This window comes from Sphingobium sp. TKS, assembly GCF_001563265.1.
Classification (GTDB): domain Bacteria; phylum Pseudomonadota; class Alphaproteobacteria; order Sphingomonadales; family Sphingomonadaceae; genus Sphingobium.
Genome location: NZ_CP005083.1, coordinates 3,255,362 through 3,281,276 on the forward strand (window position 1 = coordinate 3,255,362; position 25,915 = coordinate 3,281,276).

General features: G+C 62.3%; 24 protein-coding genes. 9 read left to right on the top strand and 15 right to left on the bottom strand.

Annotation, left to right across the window (positions count from 1 at the left end):
- Window positions 1-7: 7 nt before the first annotated feature.
- The 4 genes from K426_RS16090 to purU all read left to right on the top strand — a co-directional run bounded on the left by K426_RS16090 (window position 8) and on the right by purU (window position 4,695).
- Window positions 8-295, top strand: a complete 288-nt coding sequence (locus K426_RS16090; RefSeq protein ID WP_066559154.1) for a sarcosine oxidase subunit delta — start codon at window positions 8-10, stop codon at window positions 293-295.
- Entirely contained in the window at window positions 292-3,258 is a 2,967-nt protein-coding gene (locus tag K426_RS16095; RefSeq protein ID WP_066559157.1) for a sarcosine oxidase subunit alpha family protein, read from the top strand. The genes K426_RS16090 and K426_RS16095 overlap by 4 nt, the downstream gene beginning before the upstream one ends.
- A gap of 76 nt (window positions 3,259-3,334) precedes the next feature.
- On the top strand, window positions 3,335-3,793 hold the full coding sequence (locus K426_RS16100; protein ID WP_158511750.1) for a sarcosine oxidase subunit gamma: 459 nt from the start codon (window positions 3,335-3,337) through the stop codon (window positions 3,791-3,793).
- Window positions 3,794-3,804: 11 nt separating this feature from the next.
- Window positions 3,805-4,695 (top strand): formyltetrahydrofolate deformylase, encoded by an 891-nt coding sequence (gene purU / locus K426_RS16105; RefSeq protein WP_066561893.1) that lies wholly within the window; start codon window positions 3,805-3,807, stop codon window positions 4,693-4,695.
- Between the two features lie 395 nt (window positions 4,696-5,090).
- On the opposite strand, the gene K426_RS16110 is transcribed toward purU, so the two are convergent.
- The 15 genes from K426_RS16110 to K426_RS16180 all read right to left on the bottom strand — a co-directional run bounded on the left by K426_RS16110 (window position 5,091) and on the right by K426_RS16180 (window position 19,563).
- The gene (locus tag K426_RS16110; protein ID WP_158511751.1) at window positions 5,091-5,495 is read right to left on the bottom strand and encodes a VOC family protein; all 405 of its coding nucleotides are present in this window, start codon (window positions 5,493-5,495) and stop codon (window positions 5,091-5,093) included.
- A gap of 91 nt (window positions 5,496-5,586) precedes the next feature.
- A complete protein-coding gene (locus tag K426_RS16115; RefSeq protein WP_066559165.1) occupies window positions 5,587-5,886 on the bottom strand; it encodes a chorismate mutase in 300 nt (99 codons plus the stop codon).
- A 121-nt stretch (window positions 5,887-6,007) separates the two neighbouring features.
- Window positions 6,008-6,502 carry a hypothetical protein gene (locus K426_RS16120; RefSeq protein WP_066559167.1) on the bottom strand — a complete coding sequence of 165 codons (495 nt, stop codon included), beginning with the start codon at window positions 6,500-6,502 and terminating at the stop codon, window positions 6,008-6,010.
- Between the two features lie 84 nt (window positions 6,503-6,586).
- Window positions 6,587-7,168 carry a TetR/AcrR family transcriptional regulator gene (locus K426_RS16125; RefSeq protein ID WP_158511752.1) on the bottom strand — a complete coding sequence of 194 codons (582 nt, stop codon included), beginning with the start codon at window positions 7,166-7,168 and terminating at the stop codon, window positions 6,587-6,589.
- Between the two features lie 16 nt (window positions 7,169-7,184).
- Window positions 7,185-8,354 carry an FAD-dependent monooxygenase gene (locus tag K426_RS16130; protein WP_066559177.1) on the bottom strand — a complete coding sequence of 390 codons (1,170 nt, stop codon included), beginning with the start codon at window positions 8,352-8,354 and terminating at the stop codon, window positions 7,185-7,187.
- 108 nt (window positions 8,355-8,462) lie between these two features.
- Complete coding sequence (locus K426_RS16135) at window positions 8,463-9,494, bottom strand: GlxA family transcriptional regulator (protein ID WP_066559181.1); 1,032 nt, start codon at window positions 9,492-9,494, stop codon at window positions 8,463-8,465.
- Window positions 9,495-9,553: 59 nt separating this feature from the next.
- The gene (locus tag K426_RS16140) at window positions 9,554-10,930 is read right to left on the bottom strand and encodes an L-serine ammonia-lyase (RefSeq protein WP_066559184.1); all 1,377 of its coding nucleotides are present in this window, start codon (window positions 10,928-10,930) and stop codon (window positions 9,554-9,556) included.
- Between the two features lie 159 nt (window positions 10,931-11,089).
- Complete coding sequence (locus tag K426_RS16145; protein ID WP_066559187.1) at window positions 11,090-12,091, bottom strand: bile acid:sodium symporter family protein; 1,002 nt, start codon at window positions 12,089-12,091, stop codon at window positions 11,090-11,092.
- A gap of 76 nt (window positions 12,092-12,167) precedes the next feature.
- Window positions 12,168-13,364, bottom strand: a complete 1,197-nt coding sequence (locus K426_RS16150; RefSeq protein ID WP_066559191.1) for an acetyl-CoA C-acetyltransferase — start codon at window positions 13,362-13,364, stop codon at window positions 12,168-12,170.
- Window positions 13,365-13,375: 11 nt separating this feature from the next.
- A complete protein-coding gene (locus K426_RS16155; RefSeq protein ID WP_066559194.1) occupies window positions 13,376-14,293 on the bottom strand; it encodes an SDR family NAD(P)-dependent oxidoreductase in 918 nt (305 codons plus the stop codon).
- Window positions 14,294-14,307: 14 nt separating this feature from the next.
- The gene (gene paaG / locus K426_RS16160) at window positions 14,308-15,099 is read right to left on the bottom strand and encodes a 2-(1,2-epoxy-1,2-dihydrophenyl)acetyl-CoA isomerase PaaG (RefSeq protein WP_066561894.1); all 792 of its coding nucleotides are present in this window, start codon (window positions 15,097-15,099) and stop codon (window positions 14,308-14,310) included.
- 34 nt (window positions 15,100-15,133) lie between these two features.
- Window positions 15,134-16,885, bottom strand: a complete 1,752-nt coding sequence (locus K426_RS16165; protein WP_066559197.1) for a gamma-glutamyltransferase family protein — start codon at window positions 16,883-16,885, stop codon at window positions 15,134-15,136.
- Between the two features lie 118 nt (window positions 16,886-17,003).
- A complete protein-coding gene (locus K426_RS16170; protein ID WP_066559203.1) occupies window positions 17,004-17,945 on the bottom strand; it encodes an electron transfer flavoprotein subunit alpha/FixB family protein in 942 nt (313 codons plus the stop codon).
- Window positions 17,945-18,697 carry an electron transfer flavoprotein subunit beta/FixA family protein gene (locus K426_RS16175; protein ID WP_066559206.1) on the bottom strand — a complete coding sequence of 251 codons (753 nt, stop codon included), beginning with the start codon at window positions 18,695-18,697 and terminating at the stop codon, window positions 17,945-17,947. The genes K426_RS16170 and K426_RS16175 overlap by 1 nt, the downstream gene beginning before the upstream one ends.
- 95 nt (window positions 18,698-18,792) lie before the next feature.
- The gene (locus K426_RS16180; protein WP_066559208.1) at window positions 18,793-19,563 is read right to left on the bottom strand and encodes a class II aldolase/adducin family protein; all 771 of its coding nucleotides are present in this window, start codon (window positions 19,561-19,563) and stop codon (window positions 18,793-18,795) included.
- 213 nt (window positions 19,564-19,776) lie between these two features.
- Between K426_RS16180 and K426_RS16185 the strand changes: the two genes are divergently transcribed.
- The 5 genes from K426_RS16185 to K426_RS16205 all read left to right on the top strand — a co-directional run bounded on the left by K426_RS16185 (window position 19,777) and on the right by K426_RS16205 (window position 25,818).
- Window positions 19,777-20,661, top strand: coding sequence for a LysR family transcriptional regulator (locus K426_RS16185; RefSeq protein ID WP_158511753.1), 885 nt, complete (start codon window positions 19,777-19,779; stop codon window positions 20,659-20,661).
- 263 nt (window positions 20,662-20,924) lie between these two features.
- The gene (locus tag K426_RS16190; RefSeq protein WP_066559213.1) at window positions 20,925-21,890 is read left to right on the top strand and encodes a LysR family transcriptional regulator; all 966 of its coding nucleotides are present in this window, start codon (window positions 20,925-20,927) and stop codon (window positions 21,888-21,890) included.
- Window positions 21,891-22,100: 210 nt separating this feature from the next.
- The gene (locus K426_RS16195; protein WP_066561895.1) at window positions 22,101-22,958 is read left to right on the top strand and encodes an enoyl-CoA hydratase-related protein; all 858 of its coding nucleotides are present in this window, start codon (window positions 22,101-22,103) and stop codon (window positions 22,956-22,958) included.
- Window positions 22,959-23,027: 69 nt separating this feature from the next.
- Window positions 23,028-24,005, top strand: coding sequence for an NAD(P)H-dependent flavin oxidoreductase (locus tag K426_RS16200; RefSeq protein ID WP_066559215.1), 978 nt, complete (start codon window positions 23,028-23,030; stop codon window positions 24,003-24,005).
- Window positions 24,006-24,126: 121 nt separating this feature from the next.
- The gene (locus K426_RS16205; RefSeq protein ID WP_066559217.1) at window positions 24,127-25,818 is read left to right on the top strand and encodes a class I adenylate-forming enzyme family protein; all 1,692 of its coding nucleotides are present in this window, start codon (window positions 24,127-24,129) and stop codon (window positions 25,816-25,818) included.
- Window positions 25,819-25,915 lie beyond the last annotated feature (97 nt).

Consider the following 25,915-nt stretch of genomic DNA (forward strand, 5'->3'; position numbering starts at 1 on the left):
GACCCCGATGCTTTTGATCGCATGCCCATTCTGCGGAGACCGCCCGGAAATTGAATTCCGCTACGCGGGCGAGGCGCACGTGGCCCGGCCGACCGACCCCGCTTCGCTCGATGACGCGACCTGGGCGAGTTACCTCTACGAGCGCAGCAACCACGCCGGCGAACATGCCGAGCGGTGGCATCACGTCCACGGTTGCCGCCGATACTTCAACGCCTTGCGCCACACCGTAACCGACGCCTTCCTGGGTAGCTATCCCGCCGGCTCGCCGCGGCCGCGCCTCGGGGCCGGCCAGTGAACGGCGTCTTCCGCCTTCCAGGCAAAGGTCGGATCGACCGCGGGCGGCCCGTCCGCTTCAGCTTCGACGGACGTCGCATGACGGCGTTCGCGGGGGACACGCTCGCCAGCGCCCTCCTGGCGAACGGCGTCCATCTCATGGGACGATCCTTCAAATATCATCGTCCCCGCGGCGTCCTCGGAGCGGGCGTCGATGAGCCTAACGCTCTGGTCACCATCGATCGCGGAGCCGGCCGCGTTCAGCCGAACGTCCAGGCCACCGTGATTGAAGTCTACGAGGGGCTCGTTGCGCGGAGCCAGAGCCGATGGCCCTCATTGAAGTGGGACATGGGGGCGATTAACAATGTCGCGTCAGCCCTGATACCCGCCGGCTTCTACTACAAGACATTCATGTGGCCCCAATGGGCTTGGAAGACGCTCTACGAGCCCGCGATCAGGCGATCCGCCGGGCTCGGCCCACCTCCGGAATTACCGGATCCCGACAGCTACGCCATGCAGTACGATCATTGTGAAGTGCTCGTCGTAGGAGCGGGACCCGCCGGCCTGGCAGCCGCGTTGGCCGCCAGCACGGGCGCGGCGCGCGTAATCCTTTGCGACGAGCGTGCCGAATTAGGTGGATCGCTCCTCGCCGATCCCGGCGCAGTCATCGACGGCCTGGATGCCTGGTCCTGGCTGGAGAAGGCGGCGGCCGAACTCTCGTCACGGCCGAACGTGACGATCCTAACGCGTACCACGGCCTTCCGCTACGGATCGCACAACATGATCAGCCTGGCGGAACGCGTCACCGATCACATATTCGATGCGGCACCGGGTTCGCTGCGTGAGCGATGGCGTCAGGTCAGGGCCAGACAAGTCATCCTCGCCACCGGCGCCCATGAACGGCCAATCCTATTCAAGGGGAATGACCTTCCAGGCGTCATGCTGGCCTCCGCCGCCCGCGCTTACAATAACGCCTATGGCGTACGCCTGGGTCGCGCAGGAGTGGTGGTGACGCGCGGCGACAGCGGATACCAGGCTGCGTTCGATCTGGCGGAGGTGGGTATTAAGACCACGATCGCCGATCTGCGCGCGGCGGCCTCCCCGCCGCTCGTCCAGCAGGCGGAGCGGCTCGGGATTGACGTCATTCAGGGCGCAACCCCTGTGAGCGCCGGCGGACGACTAAGGGTAAGCTCGCTCGAGATCGCGCAGTCGGACGGCCGCCGGCGGACGCTGCGGTGCGACCTCGTGCTTATGGCGGGTGGCTGGGCGCCGACCGTCCATCTTTTCTCCCAGGCTCGGGGATCGCTGCGCTGGGACGATCGGCTCGAGGCATACGTGCCCGACAAGGCCGCGCAACCCGTGACGTGCATTGGCGCGTGCCGAGGCGACCTCCACACCTCGACGGCACTGCAGAACGGCTTCGCAGCTGGCGCGGGCGCCGCGGGGTTGGATTCCGGCCGGGCGCCCTTCTCTTCGCGCGTCGATGCAGATGCCGACATGCGCGGAGTGCCCATGAGCGTCGCAACCGAGGACTCCATGGCCTTCATAGACTTCCAGAACGACGTCACGTCCAAGGATTTGCGACTGGCGGTGCGCGAGGGTTTCCTCTCGGTCGAGCACTTCAAGCGCTATACAACCACGGGCATGGCGACCGACCAGGGCCGCACGTCGAACCTCAACGCGATGGCCGTCGTTGGCGAGGCGATGGGCGTGCCCATGGGCCAGGTGGGCATAACCACCTTCCGCCCTCCCTACACCCCTGTCACCTTCGGCACACTGGCTGGCAACAATCGCGGCGACGGGTTTCTGCCGATCCGCCGGACGCCCACCCACGAGTGGGCGGTCGCGCAAGGCGCGGTGTTCGAGGACGTCGGGCTGTGGAAACGCGTGCGCTACTTCCCCCGATCGGGTGAGACCATGGAAGAGGCGGTGCGGCGAGAGTGCCGGACCACCCGCGCGGCGGCGGGCATCCTCGACGCCTCCACACTCGGCAAGATCGAGGTCGTGGGACCTGATGCGGCCGAGTTCATGAACCGAATGTACGTCAACGCCTGGACGAACCTCAAGTCCGGCGGCTGCCGTTACGGCATCGTGCTTCGCGACGACGGATTCATCTTCGACGACGGCGTGGTCGGCCGCCTGGCCCAGGATCGCTTCCACGTCACGACGACCACCAGCGGGGCGGCAGGCGTGTTCGATCTGATGGAGGACTACCTCCAGACCGAATGGCCCGACCTCGACGTCTGGCTCACCTCGACGACCGAACAATGGGCGGTCGTAGCGGTTCAGGGTCCCCGAGCCCGCGACATCCTGGCGCCGTTGGTGGAAGGCATCGACCTCTCGGCTGATGCCTTTTCGCACATGACACTCCGCGAGGGAGTGATAGCAGGGGTGCAAGCAAGACTTTTCCGCGTGAGCTTCACCGGCGAGCTGGGCTTCGAGGTGAACGTGCCATCGGGCGAAGGTCTGAGGGTGTGGGAAGCCATCGTGGGAGAGGGCCGGAAACACGGCGCGACCGTATATGGCACCGAGACCCTGCATGTCCTGCGGGCCGAGAAGGGCTTCATAATCATCGGTCAGGAAACGGACGGCACGGTCACCCCGGACGATGTCGGACTGACCTGGACGATCGGCAAAACGAAGAGCGACTTTGTGGGAAAGAGATCCCTTACGCTGGCCGGGCCCGCCTCATCCAATCGCAAGCAGCTCGTTGGGCTACTGCCCGACGGGCACGCGGATGTGCCGGACGAGGGAGCGCAGCTCGTGAACGGCCCAGACGCGGCACCATTCACCGCCCAGGGGCACGTCACCTCCGCCTATTGGAGCGAAACGCTCGGGGGACCGATAGCCCTCGGCCTACTGCTGGACGGCAGGGCGCGCCACGGCGAACTCATATACGTCACCTGCCTGGGCGGCGCTCCGACCCGATGGCGCGTGTGCGAACCTGTCTTCCTCGATCCGAAGGGGGAACGCCTCGATGCCTAGTCGCGAAAAAATCGTCCGCCACTCCATCGGGCCTGGACTCCTTCTCCGTCCCCACTCGAAAGAGCACAGCTGGTCGTTGCGGCTCCGCACGCAGCAGATCGAGCAAGCCTCGGTGGCCTGGAAGGCGCCATTGGACCTCGCCCCCCTTGCCAGTTCATCGCTGGACGGAAGGCACGCGTTGAGGCTCGGACCCGACGAGTGGTTGTTGATGGCAGAGGCGTCATCCGCCGCAGACGACCTCCACAGCCTGGCGGTGTCAACCGCGCTCTCACTCGTCGACATCTCCGACAGGGAGCTCGCGTGGACGATCTCCGGCGAGAATGCGGGCCGAGTGCTGGCCACCGGCTGTCCGCTAGACCTCTCGGAAGCAGCCTTCCCTCCCGGACGGGCCACGCGAACGGTCTACGGCCATGCCGAAATCGTCCTGTGGCGCCCGAATTCAGAGCGGTCGTGGCAGATCCGCGCGCTCCGATCCTTCGCCATCTACCTGACGCACCATCTGGCGCATGCCGGCAAGCAGTGCGCGAACACGTGAGAACCGACCCGATGACCACCCATCCCCATACACGGTGCACGTCGACCGACACCGTATACCGGCTGACCATTTCCTGCCCTAACAAGCCGGGGATCGTAGCGGCGATCACGACCGAGCTCTTCCGCCATGGCGCCGATGTGCTCGAGGCACACCACTACTGCGACACGGACACGGACCGGCTTTTCGTTCGCCTGAGCTTCAGCCTTCCGCCCGCCGTCGCGCCCGAGGGTGTCCGCGCCGGCTTCGCCCCGATCGCCGACGACTACGACATGGAATGGTCGCTGGTGCCCGCGGAGGAAATGAAGAAGGTACTGATCCTCGTTTCCAAGTTCGACCATTGCCTCGTTGATCTCCTGTATCGCTGGCGGATTGGAGAACTGCAGATGGAGCCAGTCGGCATCGTCTCGAACCACCCTAGGGAAACGTTCGCCGGCGTCGATTTCGGCGGGATACCCTTCCACCACCTGCCCGTCACCAAAATCGACAAGCCGAAACAGGATGCGAAGATCCGCGAACTGGTGACCAACACCGGAGCGGACCTGGTGGTCCTCGCCCGGTACATGCAGATTCTGTCCGATGACCTGGCGGCCTTCCTGGCGGGCCGATGCATCAACATCCATCACAGCTTCCTTCCGGGCTTCAAGGGGGCGAAGCCATACCACCAGGCGCATTCGCGCGGAGTGAAGCTCATCGGAGCCACCGCGCACTACGTCACCGCAGACCTGGACGAGGGACCGATCATCGAGCAGGACGTCGAACGCATAAGTCACCAGGACACCCCGGAGGATCTCGTGAGCAAAGGGCGCGACATCGAGCGCCGCGTCCTGGCGCGAGCGGTGTCACTCCATCTGAGCGGACGCTCTTTCGCGAACGGTTCCAAGACCGTGGTGTTTCGAGACTAGCGATGTCCCCACGATCATAGATGGGAAAGAGTTCGAGGCGCAAAGCCGGGACAAGTCAGCCGTCCATCGGTTTCGCACGGGCCGTTGAAGCATAACTTCTCACGTTCAGCTACGGATTGTGTCGAGCTTCAACAGTGCATTCAGGCGTCGGTTCGGCATAACGCCGATCCACTGCGCCAACGGGGAACGGCCTGCCAGCCCGCGTGGTCGTCCTGGGCGGCAGCGGCGTCGGCACCCACGCGACGAAAGAGCCGCCTGAAACGGCGGAATGTGACAAGTGGTCCTGATGCACCCCTGTCCAGCTAACCAGATTGGAGCCAGGGCGATGGCATAGAGAGACGAAGGGGACCAGTCACTAATCGACTAAGTTCATCGACCATGGGTGCACAGGACCGTCAGGGGACGGCGAAGTCTCGTACCTCCTCGGGCTGGATTATTTCATTCTCGAAGGTCGCTTCGACGAGGAGGCCGTTGGGATCTCGATGCTGCACTTGCACGAGATTGGTTTCGGGTACCGTTATCGCCATATATGCAGTACCTGCGGCCTTCACTCTGTCGAGATATTCCGGAAGGCCGCTAACGCGAAATGCGACATGGTCACGCATTCCAGGCTGCAAAACGTCGGTTTCGATCACGTGCAGGATGGGATAATCGCCTCCTTCAGCATAGAGCCACGCACCTCCCGTAGGAAAGGGCGGCCGAAAGCCTGGCCTGAGACGAAAGAACCTCTCGTAGAACTCAAGCGTCGCAGCGAGTTCGGTCGTTCTGATTGTCACATGGTCAAGTGTGATTACCGACATTTGCGCCCTCCAAATCATACGGGAAATAGACACCCCCAATAACGTGATTTATAGATGAAATCTGAGAATATCCGTCGAAATAGCCTGCACGCTATTTGCTGGCCAAAATCTTCATCTCTTCGGCCTGCGACTTCTCGCCTTCCGCGACGATCTGCTCACATAAGGTGCGAACCAATTCCGGGTTGATCCCTTGATCAACCGCCAGATTCATCCACCTCTCCACAACGAGCTTGACGCGATGAGGTATGTGGGGCTCCAGTCCGGCAGCCATTTTCAAAGGAGCAAGCGTACCATTAAGCTTGATACGCTTCGCGATGAGAGGGACGAGTTCGCGGTCAATCGCCTCGATTTCCAATCTGATCTCTTCTATTCTAGACTTAACATCTTCCATAATTTCAATCTTTCCAATCCATGGCCAAAACGACCACCTTTTCAGATAATTGTCGCCTTTATTTACGTTACCATGGCTGATTTTGAGTGATGGTCGTGGCAGTGGCCAGCGGTTCCACCGCTTACTTCGCGAACCAGAAGTCCCTCGCCTCTCCGGAAAATTCCGGATCGGCGATCAGAAATGCCTCGTCCCACAATTGCCCTGGAACAATTTCCCAGTGCTCGACGGCTAAGTCGCCCTCGAAACGCCAAGCGCCCATCCCGATGAATTCTTCAACCTCGCCGTTCCGTTCAAGACGGGTGAGCATGCTGACGACACCGTAGAGGTCGTCAGCCAGGATTTGCTCGACTCTGACTAGCCGAAAGCTGTCGCCGGCAATTGCGGTGCGACGCGCACCGTAAGCTTGGCTGAAAGCTCCATCTCCCGTGGCCGCCAACCGCACGCCTCCGGTGTGAATCACGAAATCTGGCGATACTCGGCTAAACGCCGATTTCTGATGATCCAGCTGCATCTGCTCGCGAACTTCGGGATCTAGCGTCTGATCGCTCTGGATTCTGACCACTCCCTCATAAAGCTGCGCAAGCCAAAGGGCGTTCGGATGGTCTGCAGTCATCATTATTGCGTCTCCTCTATGTGCTGGTGCCGATGACCGTCGTCCTTCTGCAGAACTTGCAGGGGGCGGGGTTGACCAGCACGCCGTCTACGTGATGCGAATCCTCGAGATGAAATCCCAGACGACCTGCTGCAGGGGCGGGGTCCGGGGAGTGTCGAGCCAGTAGTCGATGGCTGCCCTCAAGGCTGCCTGGGTGACCTCTGCGGCCAATCGTGGATATACCTCAGATCCAGGTGCGATCTCGTTTCTCTTCGCAATCTGCTCAGACAAAGCATCAAGCCCTGTCGCGTCGGACCGGTATTTCTCGGCCGCCAAGGCGGGCTCGGCCCTCAGCAGCCGCATACGCCTGACCCATGACCGATCCGGATCGACCGGATACAGCGCTTTGCACGCGTGAGCCAACGCAACCCAGAGCTCCTCATCCGCTGGGCGTTTGCGCAATGCCTCGACGACGAGATCGTAGTTATGGGTCAAAAGCCCGACGACCGCCGCCTCTTTGTTCGCGAAGTAGTTCCGGAACGTCCTCAAAGACACGCCAGCCTGCTCGGCGATATCTTCGATCCGCAGTTGGGATAGCCCGTGCCTATCGGCGAGATCCAAAGCCGCATTTGCCAATGCAGTCTTGGTGGCGTCCTTCTTGCGTTCCCGAAGAGTTACTGTCGATGACACTTTTAGTCTCCGGCCACTACATTCCGTAATCGGTCAGTGGCGTGGTATTGGGCTTGTCGAGCCCGAAGAAACGCTTCAGCAAACCCGACCTTACCAGCCCGTTTCGAAGTTTCGTCCCCCACCAGGTACTTGGCACGAACATTCCCGTGAACAAGTGCCCCTGCTTTTCAAGAACCAGGGGACGATGAGCCGCATAGTAGTTTTTGAAACCTTCCACATGGTCACCATTGGCTGCGAATAGCTCGCCGGCCAGGCGATAGGCACCAATGAGGCCCAGCAGTCCGCCAGCGCCCGAGAACGGCGATGCGCAGTGGGCCGCGTCGCCCACAAGCGCCACTCGTCCGTTTGACCAAGAGGGCATTATGACCTGCGCCTGGGCGTCCAGGTAAAAGTTAGGATCATTATCTATCTGCTTGATGATGTTCTGGGTATCCCAACCTACACCTTTGAATGCATCGCGCAGAATCTGCCGCTGATGCTCCATGTCCCGATAGTGATATTCGATTGGCTCTTCCTGACGGAAAGCAAGGTAGACCATCGACGGTCCATTGCCCGAGGCTTGTACCATCACAGACTTCCCCGGCTCATTGAAAAGGGTGCTTTTCCTCTTCTGAGCAAATGGCGTGGACGCCATCGTGACTGCGAAATAGTGCTTCTTAAATTTCACGAACTGTTCAGAAGGGCCGAAAACCAAGCGGCGCACTCCCGAGTGGAAACCATCTGCCCCGATCACCAAGTCGAACCTGCGCGGAGATCCATGCTCGAACGTGACGTCGACCCCGGATTCGTCCTGCTTGATTCCGCTGATCGCGTCTCCGAAGACGTATTCAACGTCGTCGCGCGTCGCATCGTAAAGAACATTGGACAATTCGCCACGACGAATCTCCGCGGCCCCACCCCCTTCGATCTGGAGGGCTTGCATATCCAACGTGCCGATGAGGCGGTTCTTCTTGTCAACGAAGTTCGCCGCGATGTCGTCGACTCTCCGCGCTCTGACTATGTCCATCAGACCCATCCGCTCGACGACCTGGATCGACTGGTCACGAACATCCACACCTTGGCCTCCGAGGCGCAAGGTCGGCGAAAGTTCGACCACAGTCACTTTGCAACCGATGCGATTCAGCCAGTAGGCCAGTGCTGGACCTGCGATGCTCGCTCCGGATATCAGGACATTCTTGTTGATCATCAGTCACCTCGTTATCGACTCGCTGATAGCATTATTTTGCCTTTTAGGTAAATTTGCTTTTTAGGCAATTGTTGAAGATCGATGATGGCGTTGGTGAACGCGGGTTCCTCAATCGGGGCACCGCTCAACGGAAGATGCGCTGGAGGAGCCGCCACGGTAACGTGAAGGGGTCATCCCTTCGGATGCGCGGAAGCGTTTGATAAGGTGCGACGCGTCTGTGAAACCGCATTCATCAGCTATCTGCGCGATCGGCCATTGGGTTCGACCGAGCAAGTCCTTGGCACGGTCCATTCGTATGGCGTCCTGCGCTGCCTTGGGTGTCATCCCGAGATCATTGAGGAAAAGCCGCGTCAGGTTCCTCGGCGTCGATCCCACGAGCGAAGAGAGTTCGGCAAGGCTCAGACGCCGGGACAGCAGTCGCTCGATCGCGAGCAAACTCTTTCGAACTCGTCGATCGCGGGCGTGAGAGAAGCCTGGCAGAGCCGGAACGGGCTGTGGAGCCTCTGCAGGCCTCTGCGCCTCTTCCAACATTATGCGCAGTCCCTTCGTGGCAGACCCGGGGCCGAGATGACGCTCCACCAGCCAACTCGCCAGATGGACAGATCCGACGCCTCCAGGGCAGGTGATGCGGTTGCCATCCACGAGGAACATTCGGTCTGAGATCAACCGCAGGTCTGGAAACTCAGCAGCGTACTCGAGGTGATGGAACCAGCTGACGCAAGCACGCCGCCCACGCATAAGGCCCGCGCGCGCGAGCGTGAGCACGCCGTTGCACAAACCGACAAGTGGGATTCCAGCACCAGCAGCCCCTCGTAGATACGCGAAGAGCGCCCCACCCTCATCCAGTTCTTGAAGTGTCCCCCCCACCACAACGATATAGTCGAATGTTCGGCAGTCGATCAGGCCGTCGTGCGATTGAACCACCACGCCGTTGCTGGCCCTCACGGCTTGCCGGTTTTCACTCAGGACGGACCACTGGCAATGAATCTGCCTGGATCGGTCGCCCTCGTCCGCAGCTAAACGCAGCGTGTCTATGAACCCCGCAAGCGCGAGCATCGTGAAGTTCGGCATCGGCAGGAAAGCGACCCGCAGATGGGGGGTGGTGGTAGTGGAAAAGGTTCTGAACTCAGCTTTTTGCATAGGAGCTGCTTCTCGCTTGAAAATCCCTGTCTCTAGCCCCTCCCTGCCTCTTGGCTGCGTCAGCAATCCGCGAAGCTAACGGCCAGTCCTCCCAAGGAGGTCTCCTTATAAATGACGTTCATATCGGCACCGGTTCGCCTCATCGTCTCGATGACCCTGTCCAGCGATACATGGTGCTCCCCGTTGCCGATCAGCGCGAGGCGCGACGCGTCGATCGCCTTGATCGCCCCCATGGCATTGCGCTCAATGCACGGGATCTGGACGAGGCCCGCTATAGGATCGCAGGTCAGGCCGAGATTGTGTTCCATCGCTATTTCCGCGGCGTTCTCCACTTGAGCGATTGTCCCGCCCAGGACGGCCGTCAGCGCTCCAGCGGCCATCGAGCAGGCTACGCCAACCTCTCCTTGGCACCCTACCTCCGCTCCCGCAATTGAGGCGTTGCGCTTGTAAAGCGCTCCGATCGCAGCCGCCGTCAGGATGAAAACCCGTCGGCTCTCCGGATCTGAGCCATGATACCGGTCAAAATACCAGAGTACCGCAGGCAAGATGCCAGCCGCGCCGTTCGTCGGCGCAGTGACGACCCGCCCCCCCGCGGCATTCTCCTCGTTGACGGCCATCGCCCACAAATTGACCCAATCCATGGCCGCCAACGCGTCGGGATTTCCCGCCGCTTCTCGTTCCTGGAGATTGACGAGCATTTCCCTGGCCCGACGTTTAACGCGGAGACCACCCGGGAGCTCGCCTTCCTGAGAAAGCCCGCGTTCGACGCAGGCGTCCATTCCAGAAAGAATACGGTCCAAGCCGATGTTTATTTCTTCCCCGGTCCTACATGCGAGTTCATTGGTACGCATGACGCCGGCGATCGTTAATCCTGCGCTGGATGCCTGCTGAAGTAGCTCTTTTGCAGATGCGAAAGGCAGCGGGGTGCGGCGTCGATTGTGTCCTGCCGATCCCACGGCGGTTTCACCTTCTTTGACGACGAAGCCACCACCAATCGAGTAGTAGGTCGCAGTGAAGATCACGGCTCCGCTTCCATCAAGCGCATCGAACCGGAGAGCATTAGGGTGCCCAGGAAGGCGCTCGGTTCCAGACCAGATGATGTCTGCGCCGACGTCGAACTCAATGGAGCGCATGCCACCAAGAATGAGTTTTCGATCGGAGAGAACCGCCTGAAATGCGAGTTCTGCAGCATCGGGGTCAATCGTATCTGGCGAGAAGCCCGACAGCCCCAATAAAACTGCGCGGTCAGTGGCGTGGCCACGACCGGTCAGCGCCAGTGATGCAAAGAGGGTTACGTTCACCGTGACCGTCGATGCGATGAAATTATCTCTCTCGATTTCCTCCACGAACCGCTTCGCGGCAGTCATGGGACCCATCGTATGACTGCTCGAAGGACCGACCCCTAGCTTGAAGATTTCGAACGTACTGACGATCATTTCCAATCTCCGAAGCGAACCTTAGCCTGACGACCGATAGTAATATCGACCACTTCGATATATTGTTCGCTCACGCCACACTCTTCGCGAAAAGTGGCAACTGCGAATTCGCTCTCTCGACCGGCCACGGTGAGATTGGCACCGGTGATCTGCCCCGCATTATGCGGACAGGGAAGCAATGGCAGCCTCCGCGTTTCCCTCAGTCCGCGCGCTGTAGCGGCGGGTGAGGACCGCGCACACTACAAGCTGCATCTGGTGGTAGAGCATCAGCGGCAGGACGATCAGCCCCAACGAGGGGCCTGCGAAGAGGACGGTCGCGATGGGAAGGCCACTGGCAAGCGACTTTTGCGAACCGCAGAACTGTAAGACGATCGCGTCGGCTTCCTTGAAACCCAGAACTTTCCGACCGAACGTCCACGTAAGGATCAGAACGCTCGCCAATAGCCCGGCGAGGATCGCGAGCAGTCCTGCCAAGTCGTCCAGCCTTACCTGGTCCCAGACCCCGCTCACCACACCGCGCGAGAACGCGACGTAAATGATCAGCAGGATCGATCCGCGGTCCGCAAACGTCAACAGCAGCTTGTTGCGCGTGACCCAATTTCCAATCAGTGGACGCAACAACTGGCCAGCGACAAATGGCGCCAGCAGCTGCAACATAATGTCTCGGAAGACACCGAACGAAAGCTCGGCACCAGCCACCTGCAGGAGCGAGCCGGCAAGCACTGGCGTTAGCACCACACCGACGATGTTAGATGCGGACGCGGCGCAGAGCGCTGCGGGCACATTGCCGCGGGCAATGGATGTGAACGCGATTGACGACTGCACAGTCGAGGGAAGTACGCACAGCAGCATCAGACCGCTCGCGAGTGCCGCTGGCAGGATGGACTCGGTGGCGGCGACCAGCCCCAGCCCCAGCACCGGAAACAGCAAGAACGTCGTGGCCAGCACCGCCAACTGAAGCCGCCATTGAGCCATCCCCGCCCAAGCCTCAGCGCGAGAAATCCTCGCGCCATAAAGGAAGAAGAGGAATACGATACCCACGTTGGCGGCCATGCCGGCGACCTCAGCGCCCTGCCCGCGCGCGGGTAACACGCCGGCCAGGCCGACCATCGCGAACATCGCCAGGATATATGGGTCCACGAAGGTGCGAAATCGCTGCATCAGATGTTTCCTCAATTCCGGTCTAAGCGGGACGGAGACCGCTGTCCCCGAAGCGGTTCGGTTGGCGTCATCCCTGCTAAGCGCGCTCAAACACGGCCGCCACGCCTTGGCCGCCGCCGACGCACATGGTTTCCAACCCGTAACGCGCGTCGCGGCGCTGCATCTCGTGCAGCAGGGTCGTCATGATGCGCACCCCAGTCGCGCCGATAGGGTGGCCAAGCGAAATGCCGGACCCATTGACGTTGAGCTTGTCACGTTCGTCCCAATTCCAACCCTTCATCACCGCGAGAACCTGTGCAGCGAAAGCCTCGTTCAGCTCAACCAAACCAATATCGTTCCACGACAACCCGGTTTTGGCGAACAGGCGCTCCACCGCAGGAACGGGCCCGATACCCATCGTCGCCGGATGGCAACCGGCGGCCGCCCAGCCTACCAAAAACCCCATGGGCTGAAGACCGAGTGGCACCAACATATCTTCTGCCACTATGAGGCATGCAGCCGCCGCATCGTTCTGCTGGCTCGAGTTGCCCGCCGTACAGATGCCATTCGCCATGATCGGGCGAAGCTTAGAGAGCGTCTCCGCGGTGGTGTCTCCCCGCACCCCTTCGTCTTGGTCGAAGACGAACGCCTCGCCCCTCTTCTGGGGGACGGTAACCGGAACGATCTCGTCGCTCAGGATACCGAGGTCCCATGCACGAGCCGCCTTCCGCTGACTTTCCGCCGCGAACTCGTCAGCCTCCTCGCGTGAGATCTGATACTGCCCGGCCAAATTCTCGGCAGTCTCGACCATTCCGGATATCTGTCCGAAGCGGTCTACGGGCTGCGAGCGCGCACGCCCCCGGTCGAGGCGGTCGTGAAGCGTAAGTGAACCCTGCCGGACACCGCTGCGCAGCCCAGTCGCGTAATGCTCGATGTTGCTCATGCTCTCGACGCCGCCAGCCAGCACGACGTCGGCGGCGCCCGTCTGGACCATCATCGCGGCGGTGGCGATGGCCTGCAGCCCCCCGCCGCAGCGCCGATCAAGTTGCATTCCGGGAACCTCGATCGGGAGGCCCGCGGCGAGAGCCGCCCACCTGCCGACGCAGGGCGTCTCGCTGTTGGCGTAACTCTGCGCGAAGACCACGTCCTCGATCAAAGCAGGATCGACCCCGCTGCGAGCCACGACGGCCTTGACCACCACGGAGCAGAGATTCTCCACCGGAACGGTGCTGAGCGCGCCCAGGAACTTGCCTACGGGGGTTCGAACGGGGCTAACAATGGCGGCGCGGCGCATGGCGGCTCCTATCAGACGGGGTCGTAGGGAAAGACAGTCGCGGAGGCGCCGATGTCGGTGAACTTGGGTTTCAGCGCGCCGAGCGCCTCGCTGAGCAACGTCTCAGGCGTCCAACCGTCGCTTCGCGCCACAGAGGCGACGGGACGGGGTTGATTGAAAAGAATGACCTCATTGCCGCGAACAGCGAAAATCTGGCCCGTGACATCAGAAGCCGCGTCGGCAGCGAGGGCGATGGCGAGTTGAGCCACCTGATCGGCCCTCATGCCCGTGCGCATCCGCTCCACGCGCTGCGCCGACGCTTCGTCAGTCACCGGGATGGTGGCGATCATGCGCGTCCAGGCGAAGGGCGCGATGACGTTCGAACGAACACCCTTGACCGCGCCCTCCATGGCCAGGATCCGGGAAAGACCCACCACCCCCATCTTCGCCGCGGCATAGTTCGCCTGCCCCAGGTTCCCGATCAGCCCTGAGGTAGATGTGAAGTGCACGAAGGAGCCGCCGCCCTGTTCGCGGAACAGTTCCACGACGGCGCGCGACACGTTGAATGCTCCCCGCAAATGAACCTCGACCACCGCATCCCAGTCGACCTCCCGCATCTTGTGGAACATGCCGTCGCGCAGGATGCCGGCCGGATTGATGACGGCGTCGATGCGGCCGAAGCTGTCGAGAGCTTGGGCGACCATCCGCTCAACGGCGCCATAGCTTGCCACGCTCTCGCCGTTCGAAACGGCCTCACCGCCGCCCGCTCGGATCTCCCGGACCACCCCCTCGGCGGTCTCAACGGAATCGTCATCCCTTCCCGAAACGCCCGCGCCCAGGTCGTTCACGACCACCTTGGCACCCGCTCGGCCCGCCAGCAGAGCGCACTCGCGCCCGATGCCGTTCGCCCCACCTGTGACCAGCACAACCTTGCCGTCCAACACGCCCATTACCACAGTCCCCTTCAGCGTCCCTTGAAGACCGGGCGCCGCTTCTCCGCGAACGCGCTCAGTCCTTCGGAATAGTCCTCACTCCAGCCGAGCTGCCTCTGCAGATCCCGTTCGAGATCCAGCTGCTGGTCCAGCGTCGAAGCGCTGCTGGCCCTGATGGCGCGCTTGATCCCCGCGAGCGCCAGCGGGGCCATCCCCGCAAGGCGCTGCACCAGCGTCTCGACCTCTGCGTCGAACCCTTCGTCATCGACCGCCCGCCAAATGAGACCCCATTCCGCGGCGGTCGCGGCGGAGATGGGTTCGGCCGTGAGCGCCAAACCCATCGCACGCGCCTGCCCGGCAAGCCGCGGGAGTGCCCAAGTGCCGCCGCAGTCCGGCACGAGGCCAACCTGGGCGAACGACTGTATGAATTGCGCACTCTTGCGTGCGATCACGATGTCACACGCGAACGCGAGACTGGCTCCGGCACCTGCAGCCACACCATTGACGGCACAGACCACGGGCGCGAGTAGCCTGGCGAGGCGTCGCGCCAAGGGCCCCCACCTGAACTCCAAGGCCTCGCCCAGGTCGCGAAGGGGATCGCCAGGTTCCCTCTCGAACTCGAGAAGATCCTGGCCAGCGCAAAACCCTCTCCCCTCGCCTGTCAGCAACAGGAGCTTCAAACCAGCGTCCACCGCCAGCTCGTCGATGACGGAAGCGACCTCCTCGTGCATCCGGACGGTGAACGAGTTGAGCCGATCAGGCCGGTTCAAGCGGATCCTGGCGACGCCGTCCTCGCGCTCAAACACGATGGTATCGTAGCTCATGAGAGATCCACCCATCCTCGGCACCGCACCGGATTCACCGCCCAATCGCGTAAGCAGGCCGGCGCGGATCCGCAGCCGCCTCCAGCACGCCCGAAGGCAACTTTCGCGCGAAGCACACCGCTCCCGCACGCCAAGCAAAGTCCGGCCAGGGCACGACGTCGTGCCCAAGCTTGGCCAGGGCTGCCATCTGATCGTCCTCGAAGCGCGCCTCGAGGTTCAGCCGACCCGGATTGTACGCATGGGGTTCGAACGAGTCGGGAAAACTATAGGTGGCGAAACGCGGCGCCTCGACGGCCTGCTGGGGCGACATGCCGAACAGTTCGATGTTCAGCCAGACCTGAACCAGCGCCTGCAGCTGGACGTCGCCGCCCGGCGTCCCGAACGCTCCGATTCCACCGCTATCGGTGCGGAACAGGAACGGCGCAGGCGTAAGCCTCGGGCGCTTACCCGGAGCGACACTGGAGGGATGAGACGGGTCTGCCCAGGACTGACTGCCTCGCGAGGAGGGGCACAGACCAGTCCCCGGGACCACCGGGGTATCGGTCGATACGTCGCTAGGCGTGCAGGAGAACACGTTCCCCTGGCCATCGATGACGGCCACGTAGGACGTGTCCAGAGCCGGCAGCGTGGGAGGTCGGCGGGGAGTGTCCTCCACATTCGCTCTGTGGTCCTTACCGACGCTGCCCGGCGGAGGCATCTTGGGCGACGCCGCGGTCGGCGAGATCAGCGCCAGCCGTTCGGCGCAATAGGATGCGCTCAGGAGTTCATCGACGGGGACGTCCTCGAAGTGAGGATCCCCGAAGTAATGATGGCGGTCGGCAAAGCACAGCTTGATGGCTTCGGTGATAGTGTGGACGTAGGCTGTGCTATTGTGGCCGAGAGCGACGAGATCGACGCCCTCCAAGGTCGCCAGGATCTGAAGCAGGCTGGGCCCTTGGCACCAGGCTCCACAGGAGTAGACAGTGGAGGATCCGACCTTCCTCGCCAGCGCCCTCTCCGTCTCGACCCGAAAGCCGGCCATGTCCTCCATGGTGAGGAGTCCGCCGTTCGCTTCGTGGTAATCTACAATGGTCCGGGCGATATCGCCCCGATAGAACGCATCGCGGGCGGCATCCAAGCCAGCTTCACGCCCCTTGCCAGACGCAGCCGTCTCGCAATCGACCATGTACTGGAGGGTCGCGGCGAGATCGGCCTGGACAAACAGGTCGCCGACTTTGGGGGGAGCGCCGTTCGGCAGGTAGATCTCAGCCGAACTCGGCCACTGCGCCAGCGTATCCGCGAAGGTCTCCAGAAGGTTCGCCTGGAACGGGTACATTACGTAGCCGTCACGGGCAAAGCCGATCGCACTTCGCGCAACTTCGCCGAACGTCATCGTCCCGAAGTCCGCGAGCGCCGTGATGCATGCGTCCGGCGCGGCGGGCACGACCGTCCTCAGGATACCCTCTGGAATGCTTCCGCCGTGCTCCCTGACGAAGAGGTCAGGCGTGACGCGGCGCGGCCAGTATCCGAGCCCGCTGATCGTGAGCACCTCGTCGCGTTCGGCCAGGTAGACCGCGATCGGCGCGACGCCGGCGATGTTGACCATCTCGCTCTGCACCACGCCCATCACCAATACCGCGCAGACCCCGGCGTCGACCGCATTGCCGCCTGCCTCGAGGATGGAATGGGCGGCCTGCGCCGCTAGGTAATGACCGGCGGTCACGACATGCTCACGACCCGAGATCGTGGGGCGGAGAGATGGGATGCCCTGCGCAGCGGCAAGGCCAGTAAGGGAGTCAATGCTCATGAATTCCTCCAGTTCATCGAGGAGTTAAGGCCTGCGCCAGGCGTCAGCGCATCCAGGCATCGACGCGCGTGAGGTCCGCTGAGATCTGCGCACCGCCGCGTCGCGTGCCGGTCGAGGCTCATCCCAGGTCACCAAGCTGCTGCATCAGCTCGGGAACCGCCGTCTTGTAATCGGCGACCAGTCCGTAGTCGGCGACCTGGAAGATGGGCGCGTCCGGATCCTTGTTGATCGCGACGATCACCTTGGAGTCCTTCATGCCCGCCAGATGCTGGATGGCGCCCGATATGCCCACCGCGAGATAGAGCTCGGGCGCGACCACCTTGCCCGTCTGCCCCACCTGACTGTCGTTGGGCGCGAAGCCGGAGTCGACGGCGGCACGGCTTGCGCCCACTGCCGCGCCAAACCTGTCGGCAAGCACCTCGATGACTGCGCGGAACTCCTCCGCGGATCCCAACGCCCGCCCCCCGGACACGACGACCCTCGCGCCAGCGAGATCCGGCCGGGACGATTTGACCGCTTCCTCGCTGACGAAGCGGGCTGCCCACCGCGGGGCGGATATATGGACCACCTCCGTAGCAGCTGAGCCTCCCTCGCCGGCTGCGGCGAACGCTGTCGAGCGGACGGTGATTATCTTTTTTGCGTCCGATGACTGCACGGTCTCAAGCGCGTTGCCGGCATAGATGGGGCGGACGAATGTGTCCGCGTCGACTATATCGATCACGTCCGAGATCAGAGCGACGTCGAGCTTCGCCGCTATGCGAGGGCTGATGTTCTTGCCCTGCGCGGTCGCTGGGGTCAGGATCGAGTCATACCCCCCCGCAAGCGGCACGACGAGCGCTTCGAACGCCTCAGCGATGCCCTTCCCCAGCTCGTCGCTCTCGGCGAGAAGAATCTTCCGAACGCCGGCGATCCCGGCGGCCTCAGCGGCGACACCTGCCGCACCGGCGCCCGCGACGAGCACGTCGACCTCGTCCGACAGCTTCCGTGCAGCCGTCACGGTCTTGTGGGTCGCGCTCTTGAGCGACTGGTTGTCATGATCAGCGATGACGAGAACGGCCATTACAGAACCCCCGCTTTGTTTTTCAGCTGCGAGACAAGGTCGGCTGCGGACTCAACTATGACGCCGGCGGCACGTACTGGCGGTTCGGCGACCTTCAGGACTTTGAGGCGAGGAGACACGTCGACCTTGATCGAGGCCAGTTCCCTCACCTGTAACGGCTTCTGCTTGGCCTTCATGATGTTTGGCAGGGAAGCGTAGCGGGGTTCATTGAGACGTAGATCCGCCGTGACGACCGCCGGCAGCTCGAGCTTGAGAGTCTGCAGTCCGCCGTCGACCTCACGCGTGACCGTGGCCGAGCCCGCCGCCACCGCCAGATCGCTGGCGAAAGCGGCCTGGGGCCAGTCGAGCAGTGCCGCGAGCATCTGCCCGGTGGCGGCGTTGTCCCCGTCAATGGCCTGTTTGCCCATGACGACCAGATCGGGCGCCTCCCCGGCGACCAGCTGCCTCAATACCTTCGCCACCGAGAGCGGCTCGAGGTCACGATCACCTGCGTCGATCAGGATGGCGCGATCGGCGCCCATGGCTAAGGCCGTGCGAAGCGTTTCCTGGGCTTGGAGGAGCCCGATCGATACCGCGACCACCTCGGTAGCGACGCCCTTCTCCTTGAGACGAACCGCCTCCTCGACGGCGATCTCGTCGAACGGGTTCATCGACATCTTCACATTCGCGAGGTCGATGCCCGAATGGTCGGACTTCACTCGTGCCTTCACGTTGTAGTCTATCACTCGCTTGACAGCGACCAATACGCGCATGTCCCACTCCTTGGTCGATCACTTCGAAATTGAACGCATCCACCCCGGAAGGGGCAGGGCGTTCGACGTATCCGCCTGGTCAAGGCATCGGGCGCTCAGTCGGCATATCCGGGGTTCTCCCGGTCGAGCTTGCGCAGCAGGGCGGGCCAGTTGCGCTCAGCCGACGCCGCCATCATCTCCCGGGTGAACCTGCGGTCCGCGTCGGCCGCCACCTCGGGAGCCGGGAGATGCAGCCGGCGCCCCATCGACAACGCCGCGACCTGGGCGGAGCAGGCTGTCTCGAGGTTGGCAATCGACCGGAAGGCCTCGCGAACCGTGCGGCCGACGGCCAGCGTCCCGTGATTCCTCAGGAACATGAGGTTCTTCTCGCCCAGATCCCGCGGCAACCTCTCACGCTCGTCGATGTTGGTGGCCACGCCTTCATATTCGTGGAACGCTATCTCGCTTAGGACGAGGATCGCGGGCTGCGTTAGCGGCAGCAGACCCTCCTCAATGGCCGAGACCGCCATCCCGTCACGGGTGTGCAGGTGGATCACGCAGCCAGCGTCCTCGCGAACCATGTGGATCGCGCTGTGAATGACGAACCCTGCAGGATTCACGGGATACGGCGATGGCTCGATGATCTCGCCCGCCAAGTTCACCTTGACCAGGCTCGATGCGGTGATCTCGTCGAAAAACATACCGTAGGGATTGATGAGGAATTCTTCCCTCTTGCCCGGCAACCGCGCCGAAATGTGGGTGCCCGTGAGGTCATCCCACCCGTAGAGCGCCACCAGCCGGTAGCACGCCGCAAGATCGCTGCGGATCGCGTGCTCCTCGGGGCTCCACAATCCGCCCGCGTGTCTGTCCATCTGCGCTGTTGTCATGCTCGATCGTGGAATTTGGTACGCTGCGTCCTTGCCGCGACACCTCGAACCTGCTGACTTGCCAGCGCCATGAGAAGTGCTTCCCTCCCCGGCCAACCCCAATATTCGCAGCAATCCCGGACACTCGGACCCACGCCATCCCGGCGCGACACATTGACACGGAAGGGACGAGCCCCCAAGTGCATGGCAGGACAGTCAGTCGAGGTGACGCATATGGATGTCGATCTCGCGCGCGCAGTGCGCTTCTTCTACGTCGCGGAGGGGACGTCGTTCATCCGGGCGGCGCAGAAGCTGAACGTCGATCCCACATGGCTCTCCCGCCAGATCCAGCAGTTGGAGAACCAGCTGGGCTGCCGTCTGCTGAAGCGCACGACGAGGAACGTCACGCTCACGCCCGAGGGGCAACAGTTCTTCACAGCGGCGAAGCAGCTGGCGCAGGCCGCGAACGAGGCGCAATCCGTCGCCTCCGCACTGGAACAGAAGAAAAGCCTTCAACTGACGGTCGGGATAAGCAGTTCGACGTTCTGGATCCCCGTGCGGCAGGCGCTGCTAAGCTCGTTCCGGTCACGCCATCCCGAGATGGTCATCTCGACGACGGCGAAGACGAGCACGGAGCTGTTCGACGACTTGACGCAGGGCATCATCGACATTGCCGTAATAGGTGCCGTCAAACCCACGGAGGAATTCGACCGAACGGTAATCTACCGCAACAGGCCGTTCCTCTTCATCCCTAAGGAGTCCCCCCTGGCCGCCAAGACAACGATCACGATGGCCGACTTCAAGAATCTCAACGTCGTGTTCCCCGTCATCGACAACAACTTCTCCTTCGATTTGATCTATCAACCCTTCCTGGACGCCGGCGCCAATCCGCACTGGTCCCCCGAGGGGGTGTACGCTGCGATGTACTTCGCCGCGTCGAGGCGCATGGGGATGATCGCCTGGGGCTTCGAGCAGGGCATCAGCGATTCCCTGGTCCTGCGGGAGATTTCGGACTGTACGGCGATGATGGAGGTCGTCGCGCTCAAGAACAAGGACGACGAACGCCGCGCCGTCCGAACTTTCTGGGCACGCGCCCAGACCGTAAAGAACGTCATTTAACCGCTCGGGCCCAGAGGTCGCTCTTCGAGAAAGGGGGCAAATAGCGTAGAATCTTCAAGGAAAAATGCCGCCGTGTTTATGGAGCAGTAGCGTCATCTGGTGCGAGCTTGAGCGGTAGCGATCGCGCCGGCACTTCATCGACGACGGTCGAAAATGCCGGAGCTAAGTTAGATACGTCATACACGATATGGGAGGTGGCCGTCCTAGCTACTTACGCGGCGATGTGCACGCAGCCGCGTTAAGCCAGGATCCGCAGACAACAGATGAGAATAGATCAAGATCTTAGGCGGCTGGTGCAATTCTACCATGTCGCCCGCGCCAAATCCCTGCCGGCGGCGGCCTTCAAGCTGGGCGTCGAACCCACATGGCTATCGCGGCAGATCAAGCAGCTAGAGTCCCATCTCGGTTTCCTCCTGTTCGACCGAGCCGACCGTCACATGACGCTGACACCGGAGGGAGCGGAATTCTTCGAGAGCGTCAAAGACATCGCCGACGCGGCGAGACGGGTTGAATCAGTGGCGCGGTCCCTTGGGGCAGGAAAGAACGAACTTCTGTTCGGGCTCGCAGACTCGTCCTTCTGGCTGCCTGCGAGAAAGGCACTGCTCGATGCCATCTCCACGAGCCATCCCGAAATCGTCCTCAAGACCGTCGTTAACGATACCACGGAGTTGATGAACCAGCTCCGGGACCGGGAGATCGACATCTGCCTCGTGGGAAGGCTCCACGATATGGAGCGCTTTGACTATCTTACTATCCACAATGGAGCCCCGCGGCTCCTGGTCCCCGAGGAGTCCCCCCTTGCCAAGAAGCATCAGCTCTCGATGGCCGACATCTCCAATTTGGACGTCGCCATCCCCCTCATCGACAACGACTATTCGTTCGAGACGATCTACGGCCCATTCCTAAGCGCCGGCGCGCGCCCCCACTGGGTCTCGGAAGGCCCACTTGCGGCTTTCCATTTCGCGCTCGCAAACCGCATCAGCCTGGTCGCCTGGGGATTCGAGGACACCGTCAACAGCTCCCTCCTCGCAAAGGAGGTGGTCGACAGCGACGCCAGGGTTGAGGTCGTGATCGCGATGAACGCGGACGATGACCGTGAGGCAGTCCAGAAAGTCTGGCGGGAAGTAGTCTCCATAGCGAGAAGGATAGGCGAGCCGCCCTCCCGCGATCCGCGCGCGCGCAAGAGGCGAGCTGCGGCAAGCACTTCCGACAGCCCCAACAAGGGTTAACCGCCCTGGACGCCAGCGCATCGCGGTCCGACATGCAGAGTAGTGCGGACCACGCCGTCATTCTGACGGATTCGCAATAGTTGCCCCTCTAGTCGTGTGAAATATCGGGCCGGACCGCCGGAAACGGATGAGGACTGTCCGCACCACCGCGCACAAGCCAAATCCCGCCGTCGGCGAGCAGTGCAAGATGCGATCGCGCAGCCGAGCCTGATGCGGTCGCACCGGCACGAGATAGTCTGCGTCTGGCTCCGGGGAAAGATTTTGGAACTATATTCTGAATATAAGGCGCTTCAGATCGAAAAGCGCCGCGCGGTCATGGTGATCACACTCCATAACCCCCCAATGAACGCCAGCTTTCCGGCGATGCATCTGGAACTCTCACACATCTTCTCGACGATCAACCGGGACCCCGAGGTTAAGGTGGTCGTGCTCACCGGAGCCGGTGACCGAGCCTTCTCCGCCGGCGGGGATGTGAAGAACATGCTGCGCCGACTGACGACCGCAGACCATGCGGCCTGGTTGCGCGGGATGCGCGAGGCCAAGGATCTCGTTTATTCGATCCTCCGCCTTGAAAAACCGCTGATCACGCGGATCAACGGGCACGCGATGGGGCTCGGCGCCACACTCGCAGTGCTGGGGGACTTCTCCTACATGATCGAGACCGCGCAGATCGCCGACACGCACGTGAAGGTCGGGCTAACGGCAGGCGATGGCGGTTCCATGATGTGGCCGCTCCTGATGGGCTTCATGAACGCGAAGCGGTATCTGCTGACGGGTGACGCGCTGACCGGCAAGGAGGCTGCGGATATCGGCCTCATAACGGGTTCCGCCGCCAATATGCAGGAGCTCGACGAACTTTGCTTCGGTATGGCCGATCGGCTCGCAAGAGGCGCGACGCTCGCGGTCAACGCCACCAAGGCGAGCATCAACATCCTCCTCAGGCGACTGCTGGAGGGGGTGATGGAGGCCCATCTGGGGGCTGAGACCCTCACCTACCTCTCCAAGGACCATCTCGAGGCGGCCAAGGCCTTCAGCGAAAAGCGCACGCCGGACTTCAAGGGCGAATAGCAAGATCGGCGCCCAACCACGCGCCGGGGTCGACGCTTAAATAGACGAAATACAGAGGAGATACTGCGGATGCTAGCCACTGGCGCACTTTCCCAAGTGCCGCACTTGGATTCACTCCAATTGCCGGTGCTCGCCGCCCCGATGTTCATCGTGTCGGGGCCGGAGCTGGTGATCGCTCAGTGCCGTGCGGGTGTTATCGGATCTTTCCCGGCTCTCAACGCGCGCCCCATGGAGGTTCTCGACGATTGGCTGGCCCAGATCTGCGAAGGGGTGTCCATCCCCGGCGGCCGGCGGCCCTTCGCCGTCAACCAGATCGTACACAAGAGCAACAACCGCCTCGACCACGACGTCGAGCTCTGTGTGAAATACAAGGTTCCGATCGTGATCACCTCCCTTGGGTCGCGGCGCGACGTGAACGAGGCGATCACCGCCTACGGCGGGATCGTCCTGCACGACGTTATAAACGACCGTTTCGCGCACAAGGCGATTGAGAACGGCGCGACTGGGCTCATCGCGGTGGCGGCAGGTGCGGGCGGCCACGCCGGCACGCTTTCACCGTTCGCGCTTCTGCGCGAGATCCGGGCCTGGTTCGATGGTCCGCTCATATTGTCCGGCTCCATCTCCCACGGCGCGTCGATCCTGGCCGCGCAAGCAGCGGGGGCAGACCTCGCCTACATCGGGTCGGCATTCATCGCGACCAAGGAGGCCTCGGCAGCCGAGGGCTACAAGCAGATGATCGTCGACGGGTCGGCTGCGGACATCCTCTACACGAATGCCATCACGGGGGTCCACGGCAACTACCTCATGCCGTCGCTCGTGCGCGCCGGCTTCGACCCGCAGAACATGCCCGTCGGCAACCCGAAGGAGATGAACTTCCAGAGCGGTGGCAACATGGAAGCCAAAGCCTGGCGGGACATCTGGGGATGCGGCCAAGGTCTCGGCGTGATCGACGAAGTGAAGTCGTCCGCCGACCTCGTGGCGCGATTGGCTGCTGAATATGGCGCGGCCCGGGAAGCTCTCAAGCAGTCGGCGTTTGCCTACTGGTGAGGAGACTATCGGAGACTGGCGAAAAGCGCATCAACCGCCTGGACGAAGGCCGCCAACCATCGGCGTCCGCATGATCGCGCAGTTGGGGTGCACGGCACTCCGGCGGAGCGCAAAGAAGTGAATGGGAGAGATCGTGGAACGCGACAATGACATGGATTTCGGGCGGTTCGGCCTCAAGGTTCCGACCATCCGTCCAAAGATCCCCTTCGGCTCGCAGACGATTGCTGGCGTGCTAGACCATGCGCTGCAAGACCGACCAGACCACGAAGCGCTGGTCGACCGGAACGGCCGGTACACTTACGCCGAGCTGGAGGAGACGGTGAACGCGGCCTGTCGGGCATTGACCGGGTTCGGCGTTCGGGCCGGTGACCGGATCGCCGCGACCTCATCTAACAGCGCCGACCTCATAATCGCGTTCCTCGCCTCCCAGCGCCTCGGTGCCGTCTGGGTCGGCATGAACCGCGTGCTGGCCCCGCGCGAGAAGCTCTATCTGCTTCAGGACTGCGAGGCATCCCTCCTCCTTATCGACGAGGAAAGCCTGAGCGGATTGGTTCCCTCCCTCAAAGACTCAGACTTCAAGCCACGCATCGTACTGCTCAACGGCGGTTCGACGGAGGACGAATGGCGGGAAGCAGTGCGTGAAGCCTCCGGGGCGCCAAGGCCGGACGTGCAGATCGATCCGCATGCTCCTGCGCTTATCTCCTATACGAGCGGTACGACCGGCCAGCCGAAGGGCGCCGTCCATAGCCAGCACAACGTGGCCGTCGTCGCCGCAGCCTGGGTCTCCCGCCAGGACTGGGACGTCGGCCTCCGCCGCGGCTGCGCCCAGGCGTTCACGATCAACAACATCATGATCCGCGCGGGTGTCCTGGCGCTGGCCGGGGGCGGAACCCTCGTCTGCATGGACCGTACCGATCCGGAAGGAGTGGCGGACTGGGTCGAGAACGAGAGCATTGAGGTGCTCTTCGCGGTGCCCACGATGCTGCATGACCTACTGATGGACCCGAGGGTCAAAGATCGGCGTCTTGCCTCCCTCGTCCGCCCGCTAAGCGGCGGAGCAAGCCTGCCCGACAATGTGCGGCGGGCGTTCAAGGATCGGTTCGGTTCAGAGATCCAGTTCGTCTACGGGCTGACCGAGGCGCCCACATCCGTGTCGCAGACCGACCCCGAAGAACCTTTCGTTCCGGGATCGAGCGGCCGCGCCCTCCCTCACCTCGAGATCGGGATCCTCGACCAAGACCAGAACCCCGTCCCTACCGGTGGAGAAGGGGAAGTCGCGATCCGCGCGACGCAGACCGGTCCCTGGGCCGGGGTCTACACGCCCCTCCTGGGGTACTGGCGGCGTCCCGACGCGACGGCGCAAGTTCTGAAGCGCGGCTGGCTGCTAACAGGGGACGTGGGACGGCTGGACGACGATGGACGGCTGTACATCCTCGACCGGCGCAACGACGTCATCATCCGCGGAGGCGCGAACATCTACCCGGCGGAGCTCGAGCGAGCGTTAGAGGAGCATCCGGACGTCGCCGCAGTCGCGGTCGTTGGACTTCCGAACGAGCGACTGGGGCAAGTCGTTGCGGCGGTTCTGCAAGCGACCGGCGAGGATCTGGACCTGCCGGCGCTTGACGCCTGGCTGAAGACGCAGCTGGCCGCCTACAAAACTCCCAAATATTATTATCTCACGGAGAAGATGCCCAGAAACGCGATGAACAAGATCGTCAAGCCCACCCTCCGAGATAAGATCTCAAGCGGGGAGCTGCGTCTAGCACACGAGTCCAGCCGCCGAAAAATTGCTGGCGAGCAGGCGTCCGGCTGAACACGACGGTCGCGATTAAATCATCTTCCAGAATAGGGCTGCTCCGATGATGACATACTACACGCCGTCGATGTGCACCAATTCGGCGGACATCCTC

What these genes read in the sequence shown, in the direction of transcription:
- K426_RS16090 (WP_066559154.1), top strand. Translation starts at nt 8, where the DNA reads ATGCTTTTGATCGCATGCCCATTCTGCGGAGACCGCCCGGAAATTGAA.
- purU (WP_066561893.1), top strand. Translation starts at nt 3,805, where the DNA reads ATGACCACCCATCCCCATACACGGTGCACGTCGACCGACACCGTATAC.
- K426_RS16110 (WP_158511751.1), bottom strand. Translation starts at nt 5,495, where the DNA reads ATGTCGGTAATCACACTTGACCATGTGACAATCAGAACGACCGAACTC.
- K426_RS16115 (WP_066559165.1), bottom strand. Translation starts at nt 5,886, where the DNA reads ATGGAAGATGTTAAGTCTAGAATAGAAGAGATCAGATTGGAAATCGAG.
- K426_RS16120 (WP_066559167.1), bottom strand. Translation starts at nt 6,502, where the DNA reads ATGATGACTGCAGACCATCCGAACGCCCTTTGGCTTGCGCAGCTTTAT.
- K426_RS16130 (WP_066559177.1), bottom strand. Translation starts at nt 8,354, where the DNA reads ATGATCAACAAGAATGTCCTGATATCCGGAGCGAGCATCGCAGGTCCA.
- K426_RS16135 (WP_066559181.1), bottom strand. Translation starts at nt 9,494, where the DNA reads ATGCAAAAAGCTGAGTTCAGAACCTTTTCCACTACCACCACCCCCCAT.
- K426_RS16140 (WP_066559184.1), bottom strand. Translation starts at nt 10,930, where the DNA reads ATGATCGTCAGTACGTTCGAAATCTTCAAGCTAGGGGTCGGTCCTTCG.
- K426_RS16145 (WP_066559187.1), bottom strand. Translation starts at nt 12,091, where the DNA reads ATGCAGCGATTTCGCACCTTCGTGGACCCATATATCCTGGCGATGTTC.
- K426_RS16150 (WP_066559191.1), bottom strand. Translation starts at nt 13,364, where the DNA reads ATGCGCCGCGCCGCCATTGTTAGCCCCGTTCGAACCCCCGTAGGCAAG.
- K426_RS16155 (WP_066559194.1), bottom strand. Translation starts at nt 14,293, where the DNA reads ATGGGCGTGTTGGACGGCAAGGTTGTGCTGGTCACAGGTGGGGCGAAC.
- paaG (WP_066561894.1), bottom strand. Translation starts at nt 15,099, where the DNA reads ATGAGCTACGATACCATCGTGTTTGAGCGCGAGGACGGCGTCGCCAGG.
- K426_RS16165 (WP_066559197.1), bottom strand. Translation starts at nt 16,885, where the DNA reads ATGAGCATTGACTCCCTTACTGGCCTTGCCGCTGCGCAGGGCATCCCA.
- K426_RS16170 (WP_066559203.1), bottom strand. Translation starts at nt 17,945, where the DNA reads ATGGCCGTTCTCGTCATCGCTGATCATGACAACCAGTCGCTCAAGAGC.
- K426_RS16175 (WP_066559206.1), bottom strand. Translation starts at nt 18,697, where the DNA reads ATGCGCGTATTGGTCGCTGTCAAGCGAGTGATAGACTACAACGTGAAG.
- K426_RS16180 (WP_066559208.1), bottom strand. Translation starts at nt 19,563, where the DNA reads ATGACAACAGCGCAGATGGACAGACACGCGGGCGGATTGTGGAGCCCC.
- K426_RS16185 (WP_158511753.1), top strand. Translation starts at nt 19,777, where the DNA reads ATGGATGTCGATCTCGCGCGCGCAGTGCGCTTCTTCTACGTCGCGGAG.
- K426_RS16190 (WP_066559213.1), top strand. Translation starts at nt 20,925, where the DNA reads ATGAGAATAGATCAAGATCTTAGGCGGCTGGTGCAATTCTACCATGTC.
- K426_RS16195 (WP_066561895.1), top strand. Translation starts at nt 22,101, where the DNA reads ATGCGGTCGCACCGGCACGAGATAGTCTGCGTCTGGCTCCGGGGAAAG.
- K426_RS16200 (WP_066559215.1), top strand. Translation starts at nt 23,028, where the DNA reads ATGCTAGCCACTGGCGCACTTTCCCAAGTGCCGCACTTGGATTCACTC.
- K426_RS16205 (WP_066559217.1), top strand. Translation starts at nt 24,127, where the DNA reads ATGGGAGAGATCGTGGAACGCGACAATGACATGGATTTCGGGCGGTTC.